Genomic DNA, 23,053 nt, shown 5'->3' with positions numbered 1-23,053 from the left:
TCGCCCCGATCCGTCAGACCTCCATTGGTTCTGGAAATCCAAACCCGGGCGTCAAAGATCCCTGTCGATGGATGTCCGCGGGGCAGCCCCGGAACGACATAAACGTGATATCTCGTCGCCAGGAGGCGGGAGCACTATCTATGCTGGTTTTGGAGAAAGTCGTTGCGGGATCGAAGATTCGCGGGGTGGCGGGCCCGGCGGTCGTCGAGGTCGTGCGCGTCCAGTGGATCGGTTCGGATGCCCTGAACCTCGTTTACAGAGGCGCAGACGGTCCGGCAGAGGTGCTGCTCTATCGCGATTCGGAGCCTGGCCTGGAGCTGGTCCAGGCCAGCCGAGCCTTTAGCTTCGACGGCGACGGGGAGGCCTTTCGAGTGGCTTCCGAGGCGCAACGAATCAGGCTGGCTCATCTCTTTGACCCCTATCTTGCCGTCCACAGCTCCCGAATCGAGCCGTTGCCGCACCAGATCACAGCCGTTTACGGCGAAATGCTGCAGAGACAGCCGCTGCGCTTCCTGCTCGCCGATGATCCTGGCGCCGGCAAAACAATCATGGCCGGGCTCTTCATCAAGGAACTGATCATTCGTGCTGACCTGGAGCGCTGCCTCATCATCGCGCCCGGCAGCCTGGTCGAGCAGTGGCAGGATGAGCTGAAGGAAAAATTCGATCTCACCTTCGATATCGTATCGCGAGAGCAGATCGAGGCCTCGGTCACCGGGAACCCCTTCATCGAGCGCAATCACCTGATCATGCGGCTCGATATGGCTGCACGCTCAGATGCATTGCAGGCCAAACTGCAGGCCGCACCAGAATTCGACCTCGTGATCTGTGACGAAGCGCACCGGATGGCCGCGAGCCTGTTCGGCAACGAGGTGAAATATACGAAGCGCTACAAGCTCGGCCAATTGGTCGGCGGCCGCGCTCGCCACTTTCTGCTGATGTCGGCAACGCCGCATAACGGCAACGACGCCGACTTCCAGCTTTTCATGGGGCTTCTCGACGCCGACCGGTTCGAAGGACGCCCGCGTGAGGGAGCGCGCAAGGTCGATGTGTCCGACCTCATGCGGCGGCTGACCAAGGAGGAACTGCGAAAGTTCGATGGCTCGCCGCTATTTCCTGAGCGCAAGGCATCCACGATCCAATACCAGCTCTCGGACCTCGAAGCGCAGCTGTACGCGGCAGTCACCCAATACGTCCGCAATGAGATGCGCAACCTCAACAATCTCGGAGACGATAAGCGAAGGAACAATGTTGGCTTCGCTTTGCAGATATTGCAGCGGCGCTTGGCGTCCTCCCCCGCGGCGATCTATCGCTCGCTGCATCGTCGCCGCGAACGGCTCGAAGCTCGCTTGGCCGAAGAGCGCATCATCGTTCGAGGCGGCCGGCTGCAGAAGCAGGAGCAATTTCCCTCCGTTCTGGACGATGACGAAGATCAAGACCTCGATGAAGCCGGTGGTGCCGAACTGGAGGATGCCGAGCAGCAGATCGCGGATCGCGCAACTGCAGCCCAGACCATTCCCGAGCTTGAAGCCGAATTGGTTGTCCTGCGCGAGCTCGAAAGACTCGCTGATCAACTTCGTAAATCCGGTCAGGATGCCAAGTGGCGCCAGCTTGGCGAAATCCTCGACAAGCCGCCGATGGTGGACGAGGCGACGGGCCTGCGTCGCAAGCTTCTGATTTTCACGGAGCCACGCGACACGCTCGAATACCTCGCGGACAAGATCAGGCAGCGCATCGGCAAATCCGAGGCCGTGGTCGTCATCCATGGCGGCGTCCCCCGTGACGTGCGCAAGGCGAACATTGTGGCCTTCAACGACGATCCCGAGGTTCGTGTCCTCGTTGCAAACGATGCCGCAGGCGAAGGCGTCAATCTGCAACGTGGCGCACATCTGATGGTCAACTACGATTTGCCATGGAATCCGAATCGGCTGGAGCAGCGCTTCGGGCGCATCCACCGCATCGGCCAGACGGAGGTCTGCCACCTCTGGAATCTTGTCTCGGCCGATACGCGGGAAGGTGAGGTCTACGGTCGGCTGCTCGAAAAGCTGGAGAGAGCTCGCGAGGCGCTGGGGGGACGTGACAGCGTCTATGACGTGCTCGGCGAGCTGTTCGAGGGCAAGCCGCTGCGCGAGCTGCTCATGGAAGCCGTACTTTATGGCGACGACCCCAAGCACAAGCAGAAGCTATTCACGGCGGTCGATGGCGTCGTCGACACGGAGAAGATCGAGACGCTGATCCGCGAGCGGAAGTTGACCTCGGAAGGGCTCGATCCGCGAACTGTCACGGAGATCCGGGAAAAGATGGAGCGTGCTGCGGCGCGACGCTTGCAGCCGCATTACATCCGCGCCTTCTTCGAAAGGGCATTCGTGCGGCTCGGCGGCCAGATCCGGCGGCGTGAGACCGGACGCTATGAAATAGCCCGCGTCCCTGGGCGTCTGCGCGACCGGGATCGATTTGCCGGTGGCGTTGTGCCAATCGCCGAGCGCTACGAACGCGTTTGCTTCGACAAGGGATATCGCGACACGCATAAGCCGCAGGCCGCGATCATCACGCCGGGCCACGGGCTGCTCGATGTCACGATCGCCGTTACCCTTGAGGAGGCGGGCGACGTCCTGAAACGCGGCGCCATCCTGGTGGATGAAGCCAACGAGGATGGCCGCGGCCCCCGCGTGCTTGTCACGCTGGAGCACGCGATCCGCGACGGCCGCCCGGGCCGCAATGGGCAACCGAGCATCGCGTCCCGCAGAATGCAGTTTGTTATGCTCGATGAGCATGGCAACGCCCAGGATGCCGGTCCGGCACCCTATCTCGATTTTCGACCCCTCCAATCTGGTGAGATCGATGCCGCACGTCAGCTGCTCGAAGCCGACTGGCTCAGGGACGACATCGAGAAGAAGGCGATGCATTTTGCGATCGCCCATCTCGTGCCGGAGCACCTCAGGGAGACGCGCGAGCGCAGGCTCGCGGAGGTGGATCGGGTGGAGGGAGAGGTGAAGGCGCGGCTCAAGCGCGAGATCAATTTCTGGGATGGCCGGGCCGAGGAACTGGCCCTCAAGGAGCAGGCTGGCAAAGGTGGCCGGCTCAATTCCGGCAATGCGCGGGCGTACGCGCAAACGCTCACGGAGCGATTGGACCGGCGGCTGCGGCAACTTGTCGAGGAGCGCGACATCCAAGCTCTGCCGCCGCAGGTCAAGGGAGCGGCCCTCATCGTGCCAATAGGATTGCTGAGACCCAGGACAGCCCAACCGCCTGACGGCTTCGCGGAAGATGCGCTTGCGCGGGCCGAGGTCGAGCGTCTTGCGATGCAGGCGGTGTTCGCGGCCGAGCGCGCGCTGGGCCGGGAGCCGATTGACGTGTCGGCAGCAAAGGTTGGCTACGATATCGAAAGCCGAGACGCCGTCACGGGGCACCTGCTCTTCATAGAGGTGAAGGGACGCATCGAGGGCGGAGACACGATCACGGTCACGACCAATGAGATGATTGTGGCGCTGAATGCCGAGGAACACTTCGTCCTGGCGATCGTGCCTATTACTGCAGAAGGGGTCGCGAACCAGCCGATATACGTGCGCAAGCCCTTCGATAGCGCGCCAGCGCAGGACGTTTGCGCCACGATCTTTCACCTCGATAAACTTATGAGTCGCGGGACGGCGCCATGCTGAGACGAAAGAGCGCCAAGAATTCGCAAGCCACATTTTGGACCGCGCTCGCGAATTTCAATGGCGGGTCATTTCACGAGGAACAGAGTTGATGGCTGTAGCCGCAAAGACCAGAAAAAAGCTCATCGAAGTCTCGATCCCGCTGGAGGTGATCAACCGAGAGAGTGCGCGAGAGAAATCCATACGCCATGGGCATCCGTCTACACTGCATCTGTGGTGGGCGCGGCGTCCACTTGCAGCGTGCCGCGCGGTACTGTTTGCGCAACTTGTCGACGACCCGAGCTCATGCCCGGAGGAATTTCCGACCGTCGAGCTACAGAAGGCCGAGCGCGATCGGCTCCACAATCTGATTGAGCGTCTGGTGCCATGGGAGGCATCCACCAACGAGGTCATTCTGACCGAAGCTCGCTACGAGATTGCTCGATCAGTGGCCCGTGGGCGGGGCGAGGTCCTACCTCCGCTGGGGCAGATGAAGCCGCAAGCGATCATTGAGTATCTGCAGAGCAACGCGCCACCGGTCTACGACCCGTTCTCGGGTGGTGGCTCGATCCCGCTCGAAGCTCAACGGCTCGGTCTCAAGGCAACGGGGTCGGACCTGAACCCTGTGGCCGTTTTGATTGGCAAGGCGTTGATCGAGTTTCCGCCAAAATTTTGCGGCCGTAAGCCGGTGAATCCAGAGGTTAATGAGCTGCATCAATGGAAGGGCGCCCAGGGCCTCGCAGATGACGTCCGCTACTACGGCCGCTGGATGCGTGCCGAGGCCGAGAGAAGGATCGGTCATCTTTATCCCAAGGCAAAGCTGAAGGACGGGAAGGCGGAAGCCACCGTGATCTCATGGCTGTGGGCGCGCACGGTGCCCAGCCCAGATCCACGCGCGAAGGGCACGCACGTGCCTTTAGCCTCCTCGTTCGTGCTGTCGGCGAGACCGGGTCAGGAAGCGATAGTTAAGCCGGTCGTCGACCGCGCTAAGATGACGTGGGTATTCGAGATCGATGACAAGCCGACCAAGTCGGACTTAGAAGTAGCGCAGGTAGGTACGGTCAATCGACGGGGAGGCGTTTGCCTACTGACAGGCACGCCTATGCCGTTTACGCATATTCGAGCGGAGGGCCAGGCCGGGCGCATGGGCGTACGGCTCATGGCGATCGTTGCCGAGGGTTCCAGGGCTCGCATTTATCTGCCGCCGAACGACGAGCACATCAATGCTGCCTTGGTCTCTCCCCCCGAGGTACCGGAGCTGGAACAGGACTTGCCGGACAATCCTCGGGATTTCAAGACGCCGAATTATGGCATTTCGCGGTGGAGAGATTTATTTACTCCGCGTCAGCTCACAGCTCTGGCGACATTCTCCGACCTTGTGAAAGAGGCGCGAGGGCAGGTGCTGGCGGACGCGAAGAAGCATTGGTCCGGCGCCTACTCCGACGATCTTCGCCGTCTCGCCGATGGGGGTCTAGGCCCTGCGGCTTATGCAGATGCGGTGACAACGTATTTGGCGTTCGCTGTCGACAAAGTGAGCGAGGGAAGTAACACAATTTGTACGTGGAGCGCTCTTCCTACAAAGCTTCACGTGGTGAGTGCTTTCGGTAGACAGGCAATGCCGATGGTCTGGGATTATGCGGAAGCTAATCCGTTTGCAACTTCGTCGGGCAATATTGAGCGAATGACTGTTTTGGTTTCCAAGGTTCTTGATACGGCATTGATTGCAACTGATGTTGCAGGAGCTATTGAACCGAAAAATGCCAGCGAGAATCGATTTGGCGAAGGTCTACTCATCTCAACTGATCCACCGTACTACGACAACATAGGTTACGCCGATCTCTCTGACTTCTTCTACGTGCGGCTTCGACAGACGCTGAGTGATGTTCACCCAGCGTTGTTTCGTCGTGTGCTAACGCCCAAGAAGGAGGAGCTGATAGCTACCCCGTATCGTCATGGTGGTAGAGATGAAGCGGAGGCGTTCTTCTTGAACGGAATGAAGCTTGCGCTGCGAGGCCTTGCTGCGGCAACGGAGAGTTCTCCAGTGACGATCTATTATGCATTCAAGCAATCTGAGGCTAGTGAGGATGGTATCACCTCGGCCGGCTGGTCGACCTTCTTGCAAGCTGTTACCGATTGCGGACTGGCAATCGATGGAACATGGCCGGTTAGGACAGAGCGCGCGGGGGGATTTCGCAATAAGGAGGCCAACGCCCTTGCGTCATCCATCGTCCTTGTGTGCCGTCGCCGCGAGACTTCAGCGTTAACAATCACCCGCGCCGACTTTGTGCGTGCGTTGCGACGCGAGTTGCCGGAGGCGCTTGCCGAAATACGTCGTGCTGGTGTGGGTCCAACCGACATTCAGCAGGCCGCGATCGGCCCGGGCATCGGGGTCTTCACGCGCTACGCGAATGTGCTTAACACCGATGGCACATCCATGATCGTGAAAGATGCTTTGAGGCTCGTCAACCAGGTGCGCGAGGAAATCACTTCGTCGGGTGACGCTGATTACGACAGCGAAACCCGCTTCGCGCTAGATTGGTTTGCCGCAAAGGGGTTCGAAAATGGCAAATCGGGTGATGCCATCGTTATGACAAATGCGGTCAACGTTTCGTTGAACGGTATGAACGAGGCCGGCTTCTTTGAGGCGCGTGGAGGCGCCGCCCGTCTGCTAAGGCGTGACGAATTGCCAGACGACTGGGAGCCGGTAAGGGCCGGCCGGGCCACTGTTTGGGAAGCTTGTCAGCACCTCATCAAACGGCTCAGCGCAGAGGATGGCGGCATCGAAGCTGCCGCGGCCCTGTACAATTGCCTGGGCGCGCTAGCGGAGCCTGCCCACGCGCTCGCCCGCCGCCTTTACGATATCTGCGAGCAAAGGCAATGGGCTTCCGAGGGCCGATTTTACAACCGGCTTCACCAGGAATGGGATGCAATCGAGAAGCGCGCGGCTGCGTTGGCGGAATCCAACTCCGACCTGTTCAGCCGTTGAGAGGGATTGCCATGAGTGGTTTCGGCTCCAACCAGCGCATCAATCAAGCGCTCCTCCTGCTGACCAAGGTCTTGCAGCCTTATGTCGAAAAGCGGATGCGCGATGCCTATCGCGGCAACTGGCAGCAGAACCTGTCGGTGGCTGACGGCACCGACCGATCGAAGCCGCTCGACGCTTACGCACTGTTGAAGACCATGGTCGACAACTGGCAGCACGCATTCCGTGATGGACTGAAGCCTATCGTGCGCAATCACGTCTCGCTGGCTCTTGCCGCGCGGAACGACATGGCGCATGCCAGTGGTACGATTGCGGACACCGACGCAATCTCGTACCTCCGTTCCATCCAGGCAGTGGTGGACGCGATCGAGCCGAAATCGGTCGCGGGCATCAAGGCGTTGCTCGACGACCAGACCAAGGCGATGGCCGAGGCCATGGGTGTGACGACCGAGGTGGCCGCCAAGACGATCGCGGCCCCACAACAGCAGACACTCGATCTCGTTGACAGCAAATACAGTTGGAAGCCGTGGCGCGACGTGTCGCCACCTCATGCCGATGTGATGGCCGCACGGTTCCAGGAAGCGGAGTTTGCGGCTGATCTTTCGACCGTGGCGCGGGGGGAGGGTGCCGAGACTTACCGCGATCCCCGCGAATTCTATCGCATCACTTATATCACCGGCGGCTTGCGCAAGGTCTTGCAGAGCGCGATTGAGCGGCTGGCCGGCAAGGGCGGCGATCCCGTGATTGGGCTGCAGACCTCGTTCGGTGGTGGCAAGACGCACACCATGCTGGCGCTCTATCATCTGGCGAGTGCCAAGAACCCCGAGACGCTTCCAGGTCTAGCCGACATTTTCAAGGACGCGGCTGTGGCAACACTGCCGATACGTTCGAGGCCGGTCGTATTTGTCGGTACGGCGGCTGGTGCCAATCAGCCGTTCACAGTCGAGGGCGCGCGCACGGTCAAGACCCTTTGGGGTCTCATCGCGGTAAAGCTCGGTGGCTGGAAGGCCTACGAGACTATCAAGTCATCGGACGAGGCGCGAACCAATCCCGGCTCTGACGCGATGATCGCCATTTTGAAGCAGGCCGCTCCTTGCCTCATCCTCCTCGACGAGGTCGTCGCCTACGCTCGGAATCTGGAAGGCATCTCGTACGACGGCTTCGTCTCGTTCCTGCAATCGCTGACCGAGGCCGCCAGTGCGGTACGTGGTGTGCTTGTGGTCGGCTCGCTGCCCGAGAGCGGCGCCGAGGTTGGCAACCAGCGCGGACGCGAGGCACTGCTGGCGTTGGAGAAGGTCTTCGGCCGTGTGCAGTCGGCCTGGTCTCCGGCACAGGGCACGGAAACATATGAGATCATCCGCCGCCGCCTGTTCCAGGAACTCGACCCCGAAGGTGAGAAGGCGCGTGACCAAGCCGTCAAGGCGTTCACGAGCTACTATAGAAACAACGCGGGTGAATTCCCGAGCGGCGTCCGCGAACGCGCCTACGAGGTTCAGTTGACCGCCGCATACCCTGTGCATCCCGAATTGTTTTCGATGTTGCAGACCGACTGGGCAGGCCTCGAAAGGTTTCAGAAGACCCGCGGCGTTCTCAAGATGATGGCGCAGATCGTCTATCGGCTATGGCGCGACGGACATGCAGCGCCAATGATCCTGCCGGGCGACGTGCCGCTGACCGATGATAAGGTTCGTACCAATGCCCTCGTACCGCTTCCGACTGGATACGACGCGGTAATTTCCAAGGAAGTTGCCGGAGACCTTTCGAAGTCGGCGCAGATCGAGGCGCGATCTCCGGCGATTGGAAAGAACAGGGCGGTGACCCGTGCGGCGACAGCGCTGCTCATGGCCACCGCGCCCCACGGTTCGACGAACAAGGGAATGGAAATTGCCCGTCTCCGGCTCGCCTGTGCGATTCCCGGGGAGCAGCCCTCCCAGTTTTCCGAAGCCCTACGGCGGCTTGGTGAAAATGCGGCATACCTCTATAGCTCGGGCGAGAATTACTGGTTCTCGCCGATCGCCTCCCTCAACCAGGAGGCCGAAGACCGTGCCAAAGCAATATTGAGCGACGACGTCGAGGAAGACATCATTACCTTGATCCGCACAGAGGAGCGGCACAAGGGAACCGGCTTTCTGCGTGTACACGGAGCGCCCGACGATCCTCTCGGCATCGATGATGCCTATGAAGCCGCGCTTGTGCTCCTTCCGCCATCGGCATGGCAGCGGGGACGCGACCCGGATACCCCGGCGATGGCGCTCGCGGCCGACATTGTTGAACATAAGGGGCCAGGCCAGCGCCGAAATCGAAATCGGCTCGCCTTCTTGGCTGCCGACCAGGCAACTCTCGAAGATATCCAGAACGTGGTCCGCAAGAAGCTCGCTTGGGCTTCCATCGTGCGGGATGCACACGGCGTTCTGCAGTTGCCGCCGGCGCAAGAGGGTGATGCAAGAAAGAAGCTCGGCGAACAAGAGGCTGCGGCTCTTAATGCGGTGCGTCGTGGGTGGAAGCACTTGTTGTTGCCTCAGGAACCCCATCCCGGAAGCTCGTACGCGGCGCGTGGGTTTGACCTTGAACCCGTTGCACTGACCAATCGTGGCAATGACCCGGTACCATTGGCTCAACTGGCGTGGAAGAAGTGCGAGGACGATGGACTCATCGTTGCGCGCCTCGGGGTCTTGGACAACGACCTCAGCAAGGTGTGGCAGCCGAACCAGCCGCATGTCGCCGTGCGGCAGTTGCGCGACTGGTTTGCGCAGTTTCCCTATCTCTCGAAGCTGCGCGAGCCGCAGGTCTTGGCCAAAGCGATAAGCGAGGCATTGGCTCGCTCTGACGCCAAGTACGCAATCGCAGAACAGTTCGATGAGGCCAGGGGAGAGTATGTCGGCCTAAGGCTCGCGCAGTTGGTTACCATCGATCTCAACTCCGACGTTCTGCTGGTTCGCCGCGAGGCCGCAGAGGCGCAACTGGCCAAGCAGGTGCCGCAGACACCTTCGCTTGGCGCCGGCAACTATGTCGAGATTGCCACAGGGCAGCCATCTCCCTCTGGTGCCTTGCCAACGAGTCCAACACCGGCCGCTCGTCCGCGGCGCTTCTATGCCAAGGTGACGCTCGATCCCAACCGTCCAACGCCCCAGATCAGCAACATCGCGCAGTCGATTCTCAGTGAGCTGGACCGAGCGCGCGGAACGACAATCACGCTCGTGCTCGATATCGCCGCCGATACGGTCGACGGCTTCTCGGAGGATATCGAGAACATTGTCCGCGACAACGCCGCGAGCCTGCGTATCACCGACTTCGGGTTTGAGAAAGAATAGGAGCGTTCGGCAGAGTTGGATTTATTCGTACCTGTCGCGCTGCTTTCCTTTCTGCTGGAGATCACGCCGAAAAGCTCGACCGGCTTCTTGATCGCCGAGGAACACTCGGTAGCGCCAGCTCTCCCTCTCCTGATGAAGATCGGATCGGGCAGATTCGTCATCTCCCTCGGGTGTGCCAGTTATGCTGGTTCGCAGATCTAGTATAACTCGCTCTCGCGCTGCACACCGACCACGAACATAATCTTAGCCTGGATGAGCGGAGGCCGAAGCCCGGAGCCGTCGCGACATCCGGATTCTCGCTAGGCGCACGGGAGAACCCCGAGGTCGCTGTTACCGACGGCGAAAGGGCGTTGGCTGGCGCTCATCCAGGTCGTGTCCCCGGAGGTGGTGTAGCTCGGTGGAGCAAAGCCGCCCGGACGCGCGCTCCCAAATAGCGCCGTAGCGGGCGGGCGGCTTTGCGGTGGTCACCGGCAGTTCTCCGGTAGGATCGGGTTGCGACACGCCAACGCAACCGAGGAACCACCGATGACCGAAGACATGATGAACCTGCGCACGCTGGTAGAGAAGACCCCAGACGCCGATCTGCTGCGCGAGATGATCGGCTTTGCGGCCCAGCGCCTGATGGAGCTGGAGGTCGAGAGCCAGACCGGGGCTGCCTATGGCGAGAAGAGCCCCGAACGTCTGGCCCAGCGCAATGGCTACCGCGACCGGATCTGGGAGACCCGCGCCGGTGCGGTGGAGCTGCGCATCCCAAAGCTGCGCAAGGGCTCCTATTTCCCCGGCTTCCTGGAGCCGCGGCGCATGGCCGAGAAGGCGCTCACCGCCGTGGTTCAGGAGGCTTACGTTCAGGGCGTCTCGACCCGTTCGGTCGACGATCTGGTGCAGGCGATGGGCATGACCGGCATCTCCAAGAGCCAGGTCAGTCGGTTGTGCGGCGAGATCGACGACAAAGTGAAGGCCTTCCTCGGCCGTCCAATCGAGGGTGACTGGCCCTATCTTTGGATCGACGCCACCTATGTGAAGGTGCGCCAGCAGGGGCGCATCGTCTCCGTCGCGGTGATCGTTGCAGTCGGCGTCAACAGCGACGGCCGGCGCGAGGTTCTCGGCATGGACATCGGGCCGTCCGAGGCCGAGACGTTCTGGACCGCCTTCCTGCGCAAGCTGGCCCGCCGCGGCTTGCGCGGCGTCAAGCTGGTGGTGTCCGACGCCCACGAGGGCATCAAGGCCACCGTGACCAAGGTGCTCAACGCCAGCTGGCAACGCTGCCGCGTCCACTTCATGCGGAACGTGCTGGCTCATGCCGGCAAGAGCGGACGGCGCGTGGTCTCCGCCTTCATCGCCACGGCCTTTGCCCAGGACGATGCCGAGGCCGCTCGCACCCAATGGCGCAAGGTCGCCGATCAGCTCCGTCCCAAGCTGCCCAAGCTTGCCGGCTTCCTCGACGAGGCCGAGACCGACGTGCTTGCCTACATGACGTTCCCGCCGCAGCATCGGACCAAGTTGCACTCCACCAATCCGATCGAACGCCTCAACGGCGAGATCAAACGGCGCACCGAGGTGGTCGGCATCTTCCCCAATGAGGACGCTATCGTCCGCCTCATCGGAGCTGTCCTGCTCGAACAGAACGATGAATGGGCGGTCCAACGCGCCCGCTACATGACGCTGGAAACCATCGCGCCATTGAGCGATGATCCGAACGTCAGCCTCACGGCTATCGCCAGCTGACAGGCCCGGCTCCAGCCGGCGAACGCGGTGGGCCGCCAGCTACACCACGCTTGGGGACACGATCCTCATCCAGGCTGCGAATTGATGCTCTCGCGACTTGCCGTGCCCCATAGCCGTCGCGGCTCTATCTCTCGGCATCGGCTCGCCGGGCCGCGGCCCGAAGCTGGTGTTTTTGCGCTGCCGACCTTGCTGTCGGGAACTGAGGCGCTGTCGCGTGGGAGCCAGGATGATCCGGTCGATCCGTATCTGACGGCGCTGTCCTATTTTAACGCGCCGGGCGAGCTCGGCGGTGCCCGCCGCACCGTTGATGACGAGGCGCAAGGCTTGCCCATATGCCGAGGAGAGGTTATCCAAAATTAGTGGTTGAGGGATTGTTTTTTGCTCTCAAAGCGATAGCATAGAGTGCATTTCAATGAAACATAACTCGGAATTATCATCCTGGAGCACGCAGCCGCAGTTGCAGAGTTGGTCATTGCACCAATGTCGATAGCCGACGATAGCGACGAACCGGAGCGCGTCAGCGCCTTGTTCCGGACGATTGTCGACGCGCTGCCGTACTACAATGAAAGAGCAAAGACCTCGGAGATATCCAAGTACTCCGCCAATCGACTTCGTCAGAGTGCGTCAATAGATTCAAGTTCGATCCTCGTCGCGCGCTTCAATACTAGCCTTGTCGGATTCGTCATAAGCAATTTGGATGATGAGACGATCTGGTTGTCTTGGTTTGGCGTAGATCCTGTCTACAGGAGACGAGGGATCGGTGATCAGCTCTTGCAGGCGCTCGATCGACGCGCGCTCTCAATGGGAGTGCACAAGCTATGGTGCGATTCACGGACTGATAATGTGGAGTCTAAGGCAAGACTTGCTGATAACGGATTCCGGCAGATTTGCACCATACCGGATCATTGGTATCGCCAGGATTTTGTCCTATGGGAAAAGCGCGTCGGCTGATCGTCCTGGCGCTCAAGAAGCGTGCGCTCTTGTCCACACTAGCAACCACGGTTGCTATCATCGGCAGCATCTCGGCTGTTCTGGGGATCGCCGACGTCCATTTCGGACTTTTAGGTACATCGGCTTTAGCCTTCGTGGCATTTATTCTGTCAGGAACGTTCCACTTTCGGAAGCTCGGAATTCCGCAAGTCGCGGTTGACGATGTTATCGGGCCTGCGGAGCAGTCCACTTCATACATTTTGCATTGCCCGTGTGACATCAAGCTAGCGACAGAGGCAGGTGAACTCGCCGAAGAATGCTACTCGGGCAGTATTACAATCGAGGCATCAACGTTCGAACAGCTCCGCGTAAAGAACCCTCTCATTCTATCGTGTTTGACTGACCTACAGGGTCAATTTATGGGGTATTTCGATGTTATTCCGCTACGTGAGACATTCGGAGAGTCCCTTCTGCAGGGCCGTGTAACAGAAAGCCAGATCACTCACGAGGACGTTCTCCCCCCGGCTGAGATGAAAGCGTCCAAGTATGTCTTCGTTTCCGGCATTGCCGCCAAGCAACCCGAGTCGTACCTCGGGCGGCGTAGTGCGAGCGTTCTCGTTTGGGCGCTGCTGAAGTATTTGGATAGATATTACGGGCGTTCAAGTGTTTTGGTATTTGCGCTAGCTGCTACAGAAGAAGGTGACAAGCTACTACAGCGATTCAAACTTCAGCTGGCGCCTGGGACATTAGCTCGACGTGATCGCTATAGGCTGTATTCGCTGTCACTTTCCCACGACGAAATTATTCGGCGACTCGCGTGCGTTCCGAACTGGGAGCAGTTGTGTGATCTGCCCTGGGGCGGGAATGCGGGTAAGCAAAGGAAAATTGGACGGCGGCGCCCAGTCCTACCAGAGGCGAAAGCGTTGAGTTTGGCGCAATGATCCGATGGCCGCTATTGGTCAGAAATCCATTCCGAGAGACCGAAGCGCTTAGAGTTTTTCAGCACTCGATCGCCAATGTTCACGCTTCGATTAATGTCAGATATTCGCCAAGGACGACATCGGGCTGGATTCATGTCGGCAAAGAAGAGAAGTGACCTGCGGCTTGAATACGATTCAATCGTTCGAACTCGATGATAGGCTGGTCTAATCGCTCCGGCCGTCATAAGCCACAGAATTTCGCCAGCCATGACTAGAATATGTCGTCCCGAAGGCGTTACTGGCCTGAAGTCGCTTCCCGATTGAAGTTCGAGGCCCGCTTCGGCGATTGACATAACCGTAAGAAGGCAACCATCCTCGTGCAAGTCATTTATAAAATCAGCTTTCGTGAGAGATGGCCGTGAGTAGTTGAATTGAAGCAAAGACCATTTTTTGAACGAGCCGAGAAGATCTGTCTGATTGTCGTAGTTTTCAAATCGGACTGCGAGTCTTGAGACAATGTTTTCTGCTACGTGCTCAAAGCTGTCGAAGATCGGCAGCATTGCCATGTGCAGCGAGTTTCCTAGCGGAGACAGCTTGCTCTCTGGGCTGGGTACACGGTAGCTCGCCGTGAACGATTCGACCTCATCGGGGTGACTGCTCGAGGCGGAGTATTCAGTCCCGTAGGGACGATAGCCGTTATCAAGAGGAAGTCGGTCGCGAAGCTTACTGGTTAGATCGGCCTCAAAGAAGCGATCTCCCGCTTCAAGGGCCGCCTTTATGAGTTCCTGGAATGCATCCGGGACTTCCAGGATAGCAAACCCCTCCCTCTCAATCTCGTCGAGGCATCCCTCACTTATCGGGAGGTCGGAAGGCATACATAATTCCGAGTTATGTGCTCTTACGGGGGGGCGCCTCTCCTGTTCCCGAAATTCGCGAGTTAACCAACCCGCTTGATGCAACCCCGCGACAGTGACGGGTTTCAGTCTGACCGCGTAGAATTCGGGAGTTGGAGGAGTGCCATGCAAGTCAGGGGGGCTGTCGAGGAATTCATCCGGTATTGTGCCGTCGAACGGCAGCTGTCGGTGCATACGATCGAGGCGTATACCGCGGATCTCGGCGAGCTGCGGCGGTTCTTGCCGGATGATGCGCTTGTGACATCGATTACCGAGCAAACGCTCGGCGACTATCTCGTCGAATTGCTCGAACGTAGAAAACTTGCGTTTGGCACTGTGCGACGGCGTTTCGCCTGCTTGCGGGCATTCATGAAGAGACTTGCCAAGACGGGGGTTGTAGTGGACCCGTTTGTGAGGTGGCGGCTACAACTTCCCAAGCGCAAGCGGCTGCCGCGATCCTTGACGCGAGCCGACTTGTCCGCGCTGCTGTCGAGCTTAGCTGAGCTGCAGCAGGCGACACCAAGTACGCGCCATGCGTTCACAGCCGCGCGATTGATGATTGCAACGGGGGTACGTGTTGGCGAGCTGTGCAGGATCGGCGTTCAGGACGTCGCTTCGGATGGGGGCTCGATCCGGATCTACGGAAAAGGTGCGCGCGAAAGGGTGGTTTACGTCTCAGACGCCTCGCTGCGGTTCGATATGGTCGAGATGCTCGCTTGGCATCGTGAGTGCGGAAGTGTTGCGGGAAATATGTTCCTGAATCGCCGCGGCGCGCCGATGAGGCCGCAATCGATCCGGCTAGCTTTGCGGCGCAACCGCCAGGGCGGAGAACGCCGGGTCACACCACACATGCTGAGGCACACGGCCGCAACCTTGCTGATCGAACGCGGGGTCGATATCCGTTTCGTGCAGAGGCTGTTGGGTCATTCTAGTATTGCAACCACTGAGATCTACACCCACGTGTCGGACGATGCTTTGAGGTCCGCTCTGGAGCGAGCCGATGTTTTGAAACAATTGGCCGCTTGAACTCTGGGTGTCGCGTCGCGCCGGCGTCCGGATGGTTCGGGATCATTGCGTCCAGGTCCTGCTCTCCCTTATTCCCACCGCGAAGCTGTCATGATGTTTGGGCCTGCAACCAGTGGTTATGAGCGGTCGGCTACCGATGAACTTGGTTGAATTTGCTGCGTGTTCGTTCGACTTCGTCGTGTCCGTTGCGCTTTGATCAGGCTTGTTCTGGGGCGGCCTTCGGACCAACCTTGTTGATTAAGCGACGAGCTGTATCCTGGGATCTAATCCCTCGGCCTGTCCCGATTTCCCGCGCGCCGAGCGAGGTCGCTCCCGAGCCACCGAATGACAAACTGCCGAGTGATTTCTGGCGGAGCGCAGCGTCATCGAGACCGCCGCGGTTCCGACGACTTGGATCCGTCCCAGCGACCACGATCCCGATCGGATCCAGATGATCGAATCAGTGGCCCTCGAGCCGAGCGATGCCCCCGAGACAGAAGCGCCCATCGGAGCCGGTCGCAGCCGCGGTCTACTGCTACATAAAATCATGGACGAGGCGTTGACCGGCGAGCTCGCCGACGACGCCGAGAGGGTCCTCGTCCGCGCGCGCGAGCTGCTTGCAGAGTTCGTTATGGACTCCTCGGGCGACGCTTCACTTCCCGATCCCGCAGAAATCTGCGCGACCAGTCTGCGCACGCTGCGGCTCCCCGAAGTCGCTGCTTTGCGCGAACGGCTCGTGCCGGAGTGGCACGTCTACGCCAACTTCGAGACGACGCACGAGGCGCTTGCCGGCCGCATCGACGCGATCGCATACGAATCGGGTCGGGCCGAAGTCGTGGTCGACTGAAAAGGCGATGTCCATCCTCGGAAAAGGATATGCGTGACCACGCGAGTCAGCTTGAGGATTACCTTCGGGTAACCGGCGCGCCTCGCGGCGCAGTCATCTACATGACGTCGGGAATCGTGCGCTGGGTGACGTAGCGCCCAACTGACCGCCAGATCCCTCTATGATGTCCTTGTTGCACCGCGGGAGCCATCACACCCTGCCCACGGCACCGATCAGCCGTCGACGCTCGCTTTCCCTTTGGCAGGCTGCGGCGTGCAGTCGCTTGCTTTTCCTGGGTCATCGCCGCTGCGGCGGTCGGAATGGCCGAGAGGAAGGTAGAACACTAAGAAGGAGGTGGCGTACCTGCGATCGGTTGGCGTCGCCAAATACTTGTGGAGCAGACTTCAGGTTAGTCGAAAGTATTTCTTCAACCGCACGTGGCTCCGGTAAGACAGGCTCCACAAGCGACAAAATCAGGCAATCACGATGAGATCCAATAAATTGCGGTGCTCGGCGGTAGGGGAAGATGTGGGCAGCCATGCGTCTAACGTGTGGTCATTCCGGAGCTCCGGCCTCAGGCCGATCGCTCCGGCCGGTTGAGACGATTTCTCGAGGCGCGTCGTGGGTTGTCGGATCAGGTACTTGAACAGTACGGGAATCCCGCCGAGCGAGGTCCCGGCGCTTGCCGCGCTTTCCTCGGAGCTTCCCGAACATTGGCTGCTCTACGCGTCTTTCCAATATCTTCCGCCCCGCGAGAAACCGATCGACATCGACGCACTGATCGTTATGGACGATCGAGTGCTTCTGCTCGAGGTCAAGGATTGGGATGGAGTGCTCACATGCAACGGCGACGTCTGGCTGCTCGACGATAAGCCTCGCGGAAGATCCGCGGTGCATTCGGTCGCCTACAAGGCGAGAATTCTGGGCAAGGTCATAAGGGAGGCCATTCCAGGCTTCCATTTCTTCGTGGACTCCGGGGTGCTGATGACCGGCACGGCGCGGCCGACGACGCTGCCGGCAGGAGAAGCCTCGAGGGTCTTCACCGTCGACCAGCTCGAAATCATCGTCGATCCCACCCGGCGGACGTCGCTGCTCGAACGCCAGCCGTTGAGAGCGAAGAAGGCTCATACGTACGAAGCCGAGTTCGACCGTCTGACTAGGACTGGCCGACGCTTCAAGCCTAAGGACATCGATTGGGACGGCTACCGAGTCGTTCAGGAGAACATATTCACTCATCCGAAATCGGTGTGGTCCGAACATCGGGCGGTCCTGAAGCAGGATCCCAGGCATTCGGCCATCTTGCGGATGTGGGCCTTCGATCGTCTGTCGCCCCATCTCAACACGCCCGACAATCGGCTTCTCATCGCCAATCGCGACATCCGAGCCATCGGCTATCTGAACGCGGTACGGAGCAAGCTCATTCCCGAGGGACGTATCCTCGAGGTGGTAGGTGGCTCGCGGTCCGAAATCCTAACCCATCACTTCGACCTCCGGCGCTTGCCCAAAGGCTTGCTCGCACTACCGAACTATCTCGAGCGGACCCGCGACGAGATCGGATGGGACGATCGCGTGACGCTCGTTCGGACCCTTCTGAACGCGGTTGCCGAGCTTCACGCGAAGCGAGTCGCGCATCGCGATCTCGGCCTCCGAAACATCTGGGTCGAGTCAACCACTCGTCTGGCGATCGGCGGCTTTTCATCGGCGAGTCTGCCGGACGATCCTCTTCCGCAAGATTGGTTGGACGAACTCGCGGGCTACGCGTTGCCCCCTCCCGCCGACGTCGAGTTGCAGGACGACTGGCAGCGCGACGTCTATCATGTCGGTCTGGTCGCGCGCTCCATCCTCTTCCACGGGACGGAAGAGAGCGGCCTACCTCAGAGCGATCGTTCTCCGGAGCACGAGCCGACCGCGGATTGGCTGGCCAGGGCCGTTGGGACTACGGGATCCGTCGGCTTTTCGACGGTCGTCGAGATGTCTGATGAATTCGGTCGGATATCGGACGCCGAGGTGTCGCCGCTTGCGGACCACTCGGCTCTCGACGCGTTCGAGAGCGAAATTAATCCGGTCTTCGAGTGGCCCGCCGAGCTCCAATTGAGCAAAGGGCCCCGCATCGTCTACGAATCGACGAACGCCAACTCCGAGAAGATCGTGGTCAAAGTATGGCCGCGGCTGTTTCGCGGAGGCAGTGCACAATCAGACCTGGCGCTGCTCCGGTTGTTCGAAGGCGTAAAGCAACTGCGCGAGGCCAGGTCGGAAGGACTACCGAAGTTCGGGCCATGCGGCCTGTCGGCGATGGGCGCTTTCGTTACCTACGACAAGATTGTGGGAACCAGACTCGACGAATGCGAGGCAATGTCGCCGCTGGTCGCCACGAGGACGGGATGCGGGCTGATATCGGCCATTGCGGCGCTGCACCGCGCGGGCTTGCAACACGGAAAGCTCGATACGAAGGCCGTCTTCGTCCGGATCGAAGGAGACCAACCTTTCCCGATCGTCGGTGAGCTCTTCGAGGCCGGAGAGTTCGTTGACGAAAATGCGGTCGGCGCCGCTCGTTTGCCGCCAAATGCGGAGCAGTTGAGTATCGAACATATCGATCGCTTCGCGGCGGTGTCGATCGCTCTCGAGCTTCTCGGCGATGTTCAGGACGACCGGATCGAGGATTGCCGCCAGCGGTTGTCTTTGGAACTACGGCGGCCGGCGATCGAGACACTCGACACGGTGCGCGATCTGCTGACGGACCTCGCTACGAGCCTCGATAAGCCACCTGCGCCGCGGATATCGATAGGATTGCCCGACGCCGCCGTGACTTTTCCGTCCGACGGCGGCTTCTATTATTCACGGGCGTACAGGTTCGGCGGCAATCTCGTCAGATATCTGGTGTTCGGCCTCGGATATCAGATGAATATCGTCTGGGCCCCGGACGCGGTCCCGGAGGTCAAGGTCACGGCCGTCGATTTCGAAACGATGCGTCGAGAGAGCGACAGATGCGAGCGCTTCGAGGCAAGCTTCGAATTCAGGAGGTCGAACGCACCCGAAATAGAGCGGCTCATCGACGTACTCTCGGAAATAAGGATCGAAGACAGCGCGCAGGAGACGCTAGGCGAGGAGGCACTCGTCGAGCCGCCGATCGCCGAGACGGTCGTTTCGGATCCCGTACAAGCGCCTCTACGCTTGGACACCGGTCGATTTTGGAAGAGATCGGTCGAGCTCGAGCAGAACCTCGTTCCAGAGGTGATTATCGCATCGGAGATGTCGCCATCGGGCTCAACTTGGATCGCGAAGTACGATCTCTCGCGGGGAAATTTCGATTTCGATCCGGAAGACGTTGTCGACGTACATGTCCCGAACAGAAAGCGGAGAATAGGACGTCTCGATGTTTCCGGTACGGATACGTCGCAACTGGCGATCAGGGAACTCGAGTGGCACCTCCGGCCGGGAGACGTCGTTCAACTGGTGGAACGCCTTCAGCAGACGTCGTACGACAGACGCAAGCGCGCGGTCGACAGAATCATCGCGAGAGAGTCCCCGGTCAAGGGGCTGCTCGAATACTTCGACACGGGAGGGGCGGCCGAGCCGTCAGTCCTGGGAGATCCCGTCGAGCCCGGCGATCTGGAGAAGTACGGCCTGAATGCGGGGCAGAAGCTTGCGTTCGCCGACATCACGCGCCATGGCCCGGTCGGATTGCTGCAGGGTCCGCCCGGCACGGGCAAGACGAAATTCATCGCGGCCTTTGTCCACTGGTTGGCGGTTGTCCGAAAGGTGGATCGTGTTCTGATCGCGAGCCAATCGCACGAAGCGGTCAACAACGTCATCGAGGCGATCCTGAGGACGTTTCGCGCGTTCGGTCATCGTCCCAATCTGCTGAGAATAGGCTCCAAAAACATAACTGCGGCAGTGAAGCCCTATCACACGGCGTCGGTCAGAGAGCGGTATGCGACCTCCTTCTCGAACTCGATGCGATCACGCGTTTCTTCGCTGGCGTCTTCGATCGGTATCGACAGAGACTACGCGCAGGCCTCTGTCGATCTCGATCGCCAGGCTGGGTCACTATCCCGGCGACTGCACTATCTGCTCGACGAGCTGGCGCGAGGAGGGCATCAATCCGACGACGAAAGGGGCCTCAACACAGCGCTGCGAACGGTCCGTAAGTCCTTCGCGGCGATCATGGAGAGCGCGGGAATTCCGGAGCAGCTATCGGGAAATCCCGCCGCGCTGGCAATGGCGTTCGAAAACCTCAGATCGTCCCACGACGTGCCGGAAGGCGACGCCGCGAGCATGCAGCGCTTACTCGGGATCTCCCGAGAGTGGGTCGAGGCGCTGTCGTCCAGCGCGAGAAATTTTGAGGAGTTTCTTGCGAAGACGAAGACCATCGTTACCGGCACATGCGTCGGACTCGGGCAGACCCGCGTTAGGATCGACCAAGCGGATTTCGATTGGGTCATCGTCGACGAGGCTGCCCGCTGCACTCCAGGAGAGCTCGCCGTCCCTCTGCAGTTGGGGAAGAGGGTGCTGCTGGTCGGCGATCATTTTCAGTTAAAACCGATGGTCGACGATGTGGTGACGCGCGAGCTCTGTCGAGAATTCTCGCACGCGCAGCTCGCCGATATCCAAAGGAGCGAGTTCGAGCGCGCGTTCATTTCTTCGTACGGGGTCAACAGAGGTCAGATACTGAACGAGCAGTATCGCATGGCGCCGTCCATCTGCGATCTCGTTTCGGACGTGTTCTATAGACCGAACGGCGTCGTCCTAACGACCTCGCCGGACAGAAAGGGAGATGCATTCTTCGCAGGCCCCGCCGCTGACAAGCTACTTCCATCAAGCGTCACGTGGATAGATACTTCCGAGCAGCGGTCCCACGTCGAGAAGCCGGACTCCCAAAGTCCATGGGACATCGCAAATCTCGCCGAAGCGAACACCATCGTGAAACTCCTGAGAGACATCCAGAAGGACCATACGTTGTTTACGCACTTGGCCGGCCTCGGCGACGATCAACCGATCGGGATAATCTGCATGTACAAGGAGCAGCGGGTGCTTCTCGAACGCCTGCTATCGCAAAGCGATCTCACTCCGGAGTACCGAGAGATGATCCGCCTAGAGACTGTCGATTCATACCAGGGCAAGGAAAACACTATCGTCATCGTATCTCTCGTACGATGCAACGCCAAGGGTAACGTCGGACACGTAGGCAGCATGAATAGGTGCAACGTAGCGATGTCGCGGGCGAAGGAGCGCCTGGTCATCGTCGGCGCGACGCGCATGTGGCGAAGAGTCGCGAAGACGAGCCCGATGCGGCTCGTCCTGGAATACATCGATGACATGAAGCGACCTGCCGGAGAAATCATCATGTCCGGTGCGCCATGACCGCCGACGCCGATCGGATCCTGGTCGATACCACCGGCTTCAGAATTCCGTGCCGAAGATTCTCGTTCGTGCTCAATGTCTCGCGGGATCGTCGGCTTCCCGTGGTGGACGAGTTCGTGCTTCGTCTGCTCAAGATGTTCGATCGAATCCCCGTCCAGAGATTGCGCAGGTTCTTCGGGTTCTCGGTCAGGGAGATGGAGGTCGTGCTGAAGGATCTGGGCGCGCGCGGACACATCCTTCTCGATGGCGATCTCGTGTCTCTCGATCCCGCCGCGGAGGAGCTCTTCTCCTCGTCTTCCGACGGCATGCCCAGGATCGTTTCCATCGAGACCTGGAACGAGACAGTCTCGTTCGACATGGTGGCAAGCACCATCCTTCCGTCCGAAAGGTCCTTCGGTAGTCGCCACCTCATCGAGGTCAAACCGTCTTCGCTGTCCATAGAAATTCCGCGTCGGTTCGCCGAAACGGCCTTCAGCTCGAATTTCCGGGAGTTCGTGCGGGCGCAGAAGGGGATAGGAGACGCGGACTCGGTGAACCTCTATTCGATCGGGCATGTCGAGCCCGTCGGCTATGGGTGGTCGACGTATCGGACTTCCGATTTGCTCGATCTATCCGAAGAGCCGCGCATCGATACGGATTACGGTCTTGGGATAGAGAAGTTCGCGAGCTTTCGGCCTCTTCTCGAAGGCATGTCGGCAGCTCGAAACGCGCGGATCACTCCGCTATCCGACTACGCGACGCTGCAGTTCGTCGACGTAATATTGGGCGAGCCTCGGTTTTCCGCATACTTGCGGCGAAATGGATATTTCGATATCGAAAGGTGGATCGAGCGCGAGCAACCGTCCGGCGCCCCGCAGTCGATTCGCGGCATCATCGGTTCGATCTATCTCCCCGACAATGCCGAAGCGATCGCGCTCCTGGCATCTCGGCACAACGATCCCGCCGGGAAAGCGGTCAGCGTTATTTGGGGCAAGACCGCCGGCACATCATGGGGGGCTTCTCCCGATCTGCCGACGGCGGTCACCAGAGTGCACAACGCGGTCCGCGGAGAAGCGAAGGGGAGCGCCGTTTCCTCGACGCTCTTGGATGTTCACGGTACTGACAACGAGGTGATGCGCAGGTTCCGACACATGTTCGAGCGCAGCCGCTCGATGCGATCTCGTCGCATTCCAAAGAGCCTCGAATTCATCAGGGCAGGGAGCGTGCTGGCCTTCACGGTTCGAGTCGGCATAGCGGCGAGTTCGGATCTCGCGATCGGATACGCGACCACCGACAGGTCGATGATCGATCGGTTCGAAAAGGAAGTCGATCTCGAAGGACGCCTCGCGAAAGGATATGTCCTTTGGGACCCCAAGGCCGCGCAAGGCGAGGCAGAGTCTTGATCGGAGCAGCCAGCACGCTCCATGTCGATAGTGGCTCAAGTTCTCTCGCCCGGGCAAAGATGTGTGCAAACCAGTCAGGCACGTA

12 protein-coding genes are annotated in these 23,053 nt (G+C 59.9%); 11 read left to right on the top strand and 1 reads right to left on the bottom strand.

Annotation, left to right across the window (positions count from 1 at the left end):
- Window positions 1–140: 140 nt before the first annotated feature.
- From QX094_RS07240 to QX094_RS07210, 7 genes are all read left to right on the top strand, one after another.
- On the top strand, window positions 141–3,656 hold the full coding sequence (locus QX094_RS07240) for a helicase-related protein (RefSeq protein ID WP_315826670.1): 3,516 nt from the start codon (window positions 141–143) through the stop codon (window positions 3,654–3,656).
- A gap of 88 nt (window positions 3,657–3,744) precedes the next feature.
- Complete coding sequence (locus tag QX094_RS07235) at window positions 3,745–6,618, top strand: DUF1156 domain-containing protein (RefSeq protein ID WP_315826671.1); 2,874 nt, start codon at window positions 3,745–3,747, stop codon at window positions 6,616–6,618.
- Between the two features lie 11 nt (window positions 6,619–6,629).
- Window positions 6,630–9,926 carry a DUF499 domain-containing protein gene (locus QX094_RS07230; RefSeq protein ID WP_315826672.1) on the top strand — a complete coding sequence of 1,099 codons (3,297 nt, stop codon included), beginning with the start codon at window positions 6,630–6,632 and terminating at the stop codon, window positions 9,924–9,926.
- Window positions 9,927–10,451: 525 nt separating this feature from the next.
- Window positions 10,452–11,651 (top strand): IS256 family transposase, encoded by a 1,200-nt coding sequence (locus QX094_RS07225; protein ID WP_315714240.1) that lies wholly within the window; start codon window positions 10,452–10,454, stop codon window positions 11,649–11,651.
- Window positions 11,652–11,735: 84 nt separating this feature from the next.
- Window positions 11,736–12,011, top strand: a complete 276-nt coding sequence (locus tag QX094_RS07220) for a hypothetical protein (RefSeq protein ID WP_315826673.1) — start codon at window positions 11,736–11,738, stop codon at window positions 12,009–12,011.
- Window positions 12,012–12,131: 120 nt separating this feature from the next.
- Window positions 12,132–12,602: a GNAT family N-acetyltransferase gene (locus QX094_RS07215; RefSeq protein WP_315826674.1), complete on the top strand. Its 471-nt coding sequence runs from the start codon at window positions 12,132–12,134 to the stop codon at window positions 12,600–12,602.
- The gene (locus tag QX094_RS07210; RefSeq protein ID WP_315826675.1) at window positions 12,581–13,522 is read left to right on the top strand and encodes a hypothetical protein; all 942 of its coding nucleotides are present in this window, start codon (window positions 12,581–12,583) and stop codon (window positions 13,520–13,522) included. The genes QX094_RS07215 and QX094_RS07210 overlap by 22 nt, the downstream gene beginning before the upstream one ends.
- Window positions 13,523–13,533: 11 nt before the next feature.
- Here QX094_RS07210 and QX094_RS07205 read toward each other — a convergent pair whose 3' ends face one another.
- Window positions 13,534–14,376, bottom strand: a complete 843-nt coding sequence (locus QX094_RS07205; RefSeq protein WP_315826676.1) for a 2OG-Fe(II) oxygenase family protein — start codon at window positions 14,374–14,376, stop codon at window positions 13,534–13,536.
- Between the two features lie 144 nt (window positions 14,377–14,520).
- Between QX094_RS07205 and QX094_RS07200 the strand changes: the two genes are divergently transcribed.
- From QX094_RS07200 to QX094_RS07185, 4 genes are all read left to right on the top strand, one after another.
- Window positions 14,521–15,420 carry a tyrosine-type recombinase/integrase gene (locus QX094_RS07200; protein WP_315826677.1) on the top strand — a complete coding sequence of 300 codons (900 nt, stop codon included), beginning with the start codon at window positions 14,521–14,523 and terminating at the stop codon, window positions 15,418–15,420.
- Between the two features lie 430 nt (window positions 15,421–15,850).
- On the top strand, window positions 15,851–16,246 hold the full coding sequence (locus QX094_RS07195; protein ID WP_315826678.1) for a hypothetical protein: 396 nt from the start codon (window positions 15,851–15,853) through the stop codon (window positions 16,244–16,246).
- Between the two features lie 621 nt (window positions 16,247–16,867).
- Entirely contained in the window at window positions 16,868–21,586 is a 4,719-nt protein-coding gene (locus QX094_RS07190) for an AAA domain-containing protein (protein ID WP_315826679.1), read from the top strand.
- Window positions 21,583–22,968: a hypothetical protein gene (locus QX094_RS07185; RefSeq protein WP_315826680.1), complete on the top strand. Its 1,386-nt coding sequence runs from the start codon at window positions 21,583–21,585 to the stop codon at window positions 22,966–22,968. The genes QX094_RS07190 and QX094_RS07185 overlap by 4 nt, the downstream gene beginning before the upstream one ends.
- Window positions 22,969–23,053: the final 85 nt, after the last annotated feature.

This window comes from Bradyrhizobium sp. SZCCHNS1050, assembly GCF_032484785.1.
GTDB lineage: Bacteria > Pseudomonadota > Alphaproteobacteria > Rhizobiales > Xanthobacteraceae > Bradyrhizobium.
Note: the sequence above shows the minus strand (reverse complement) of the source record. Positions and strands in the feature narration are given on the sequence as shown.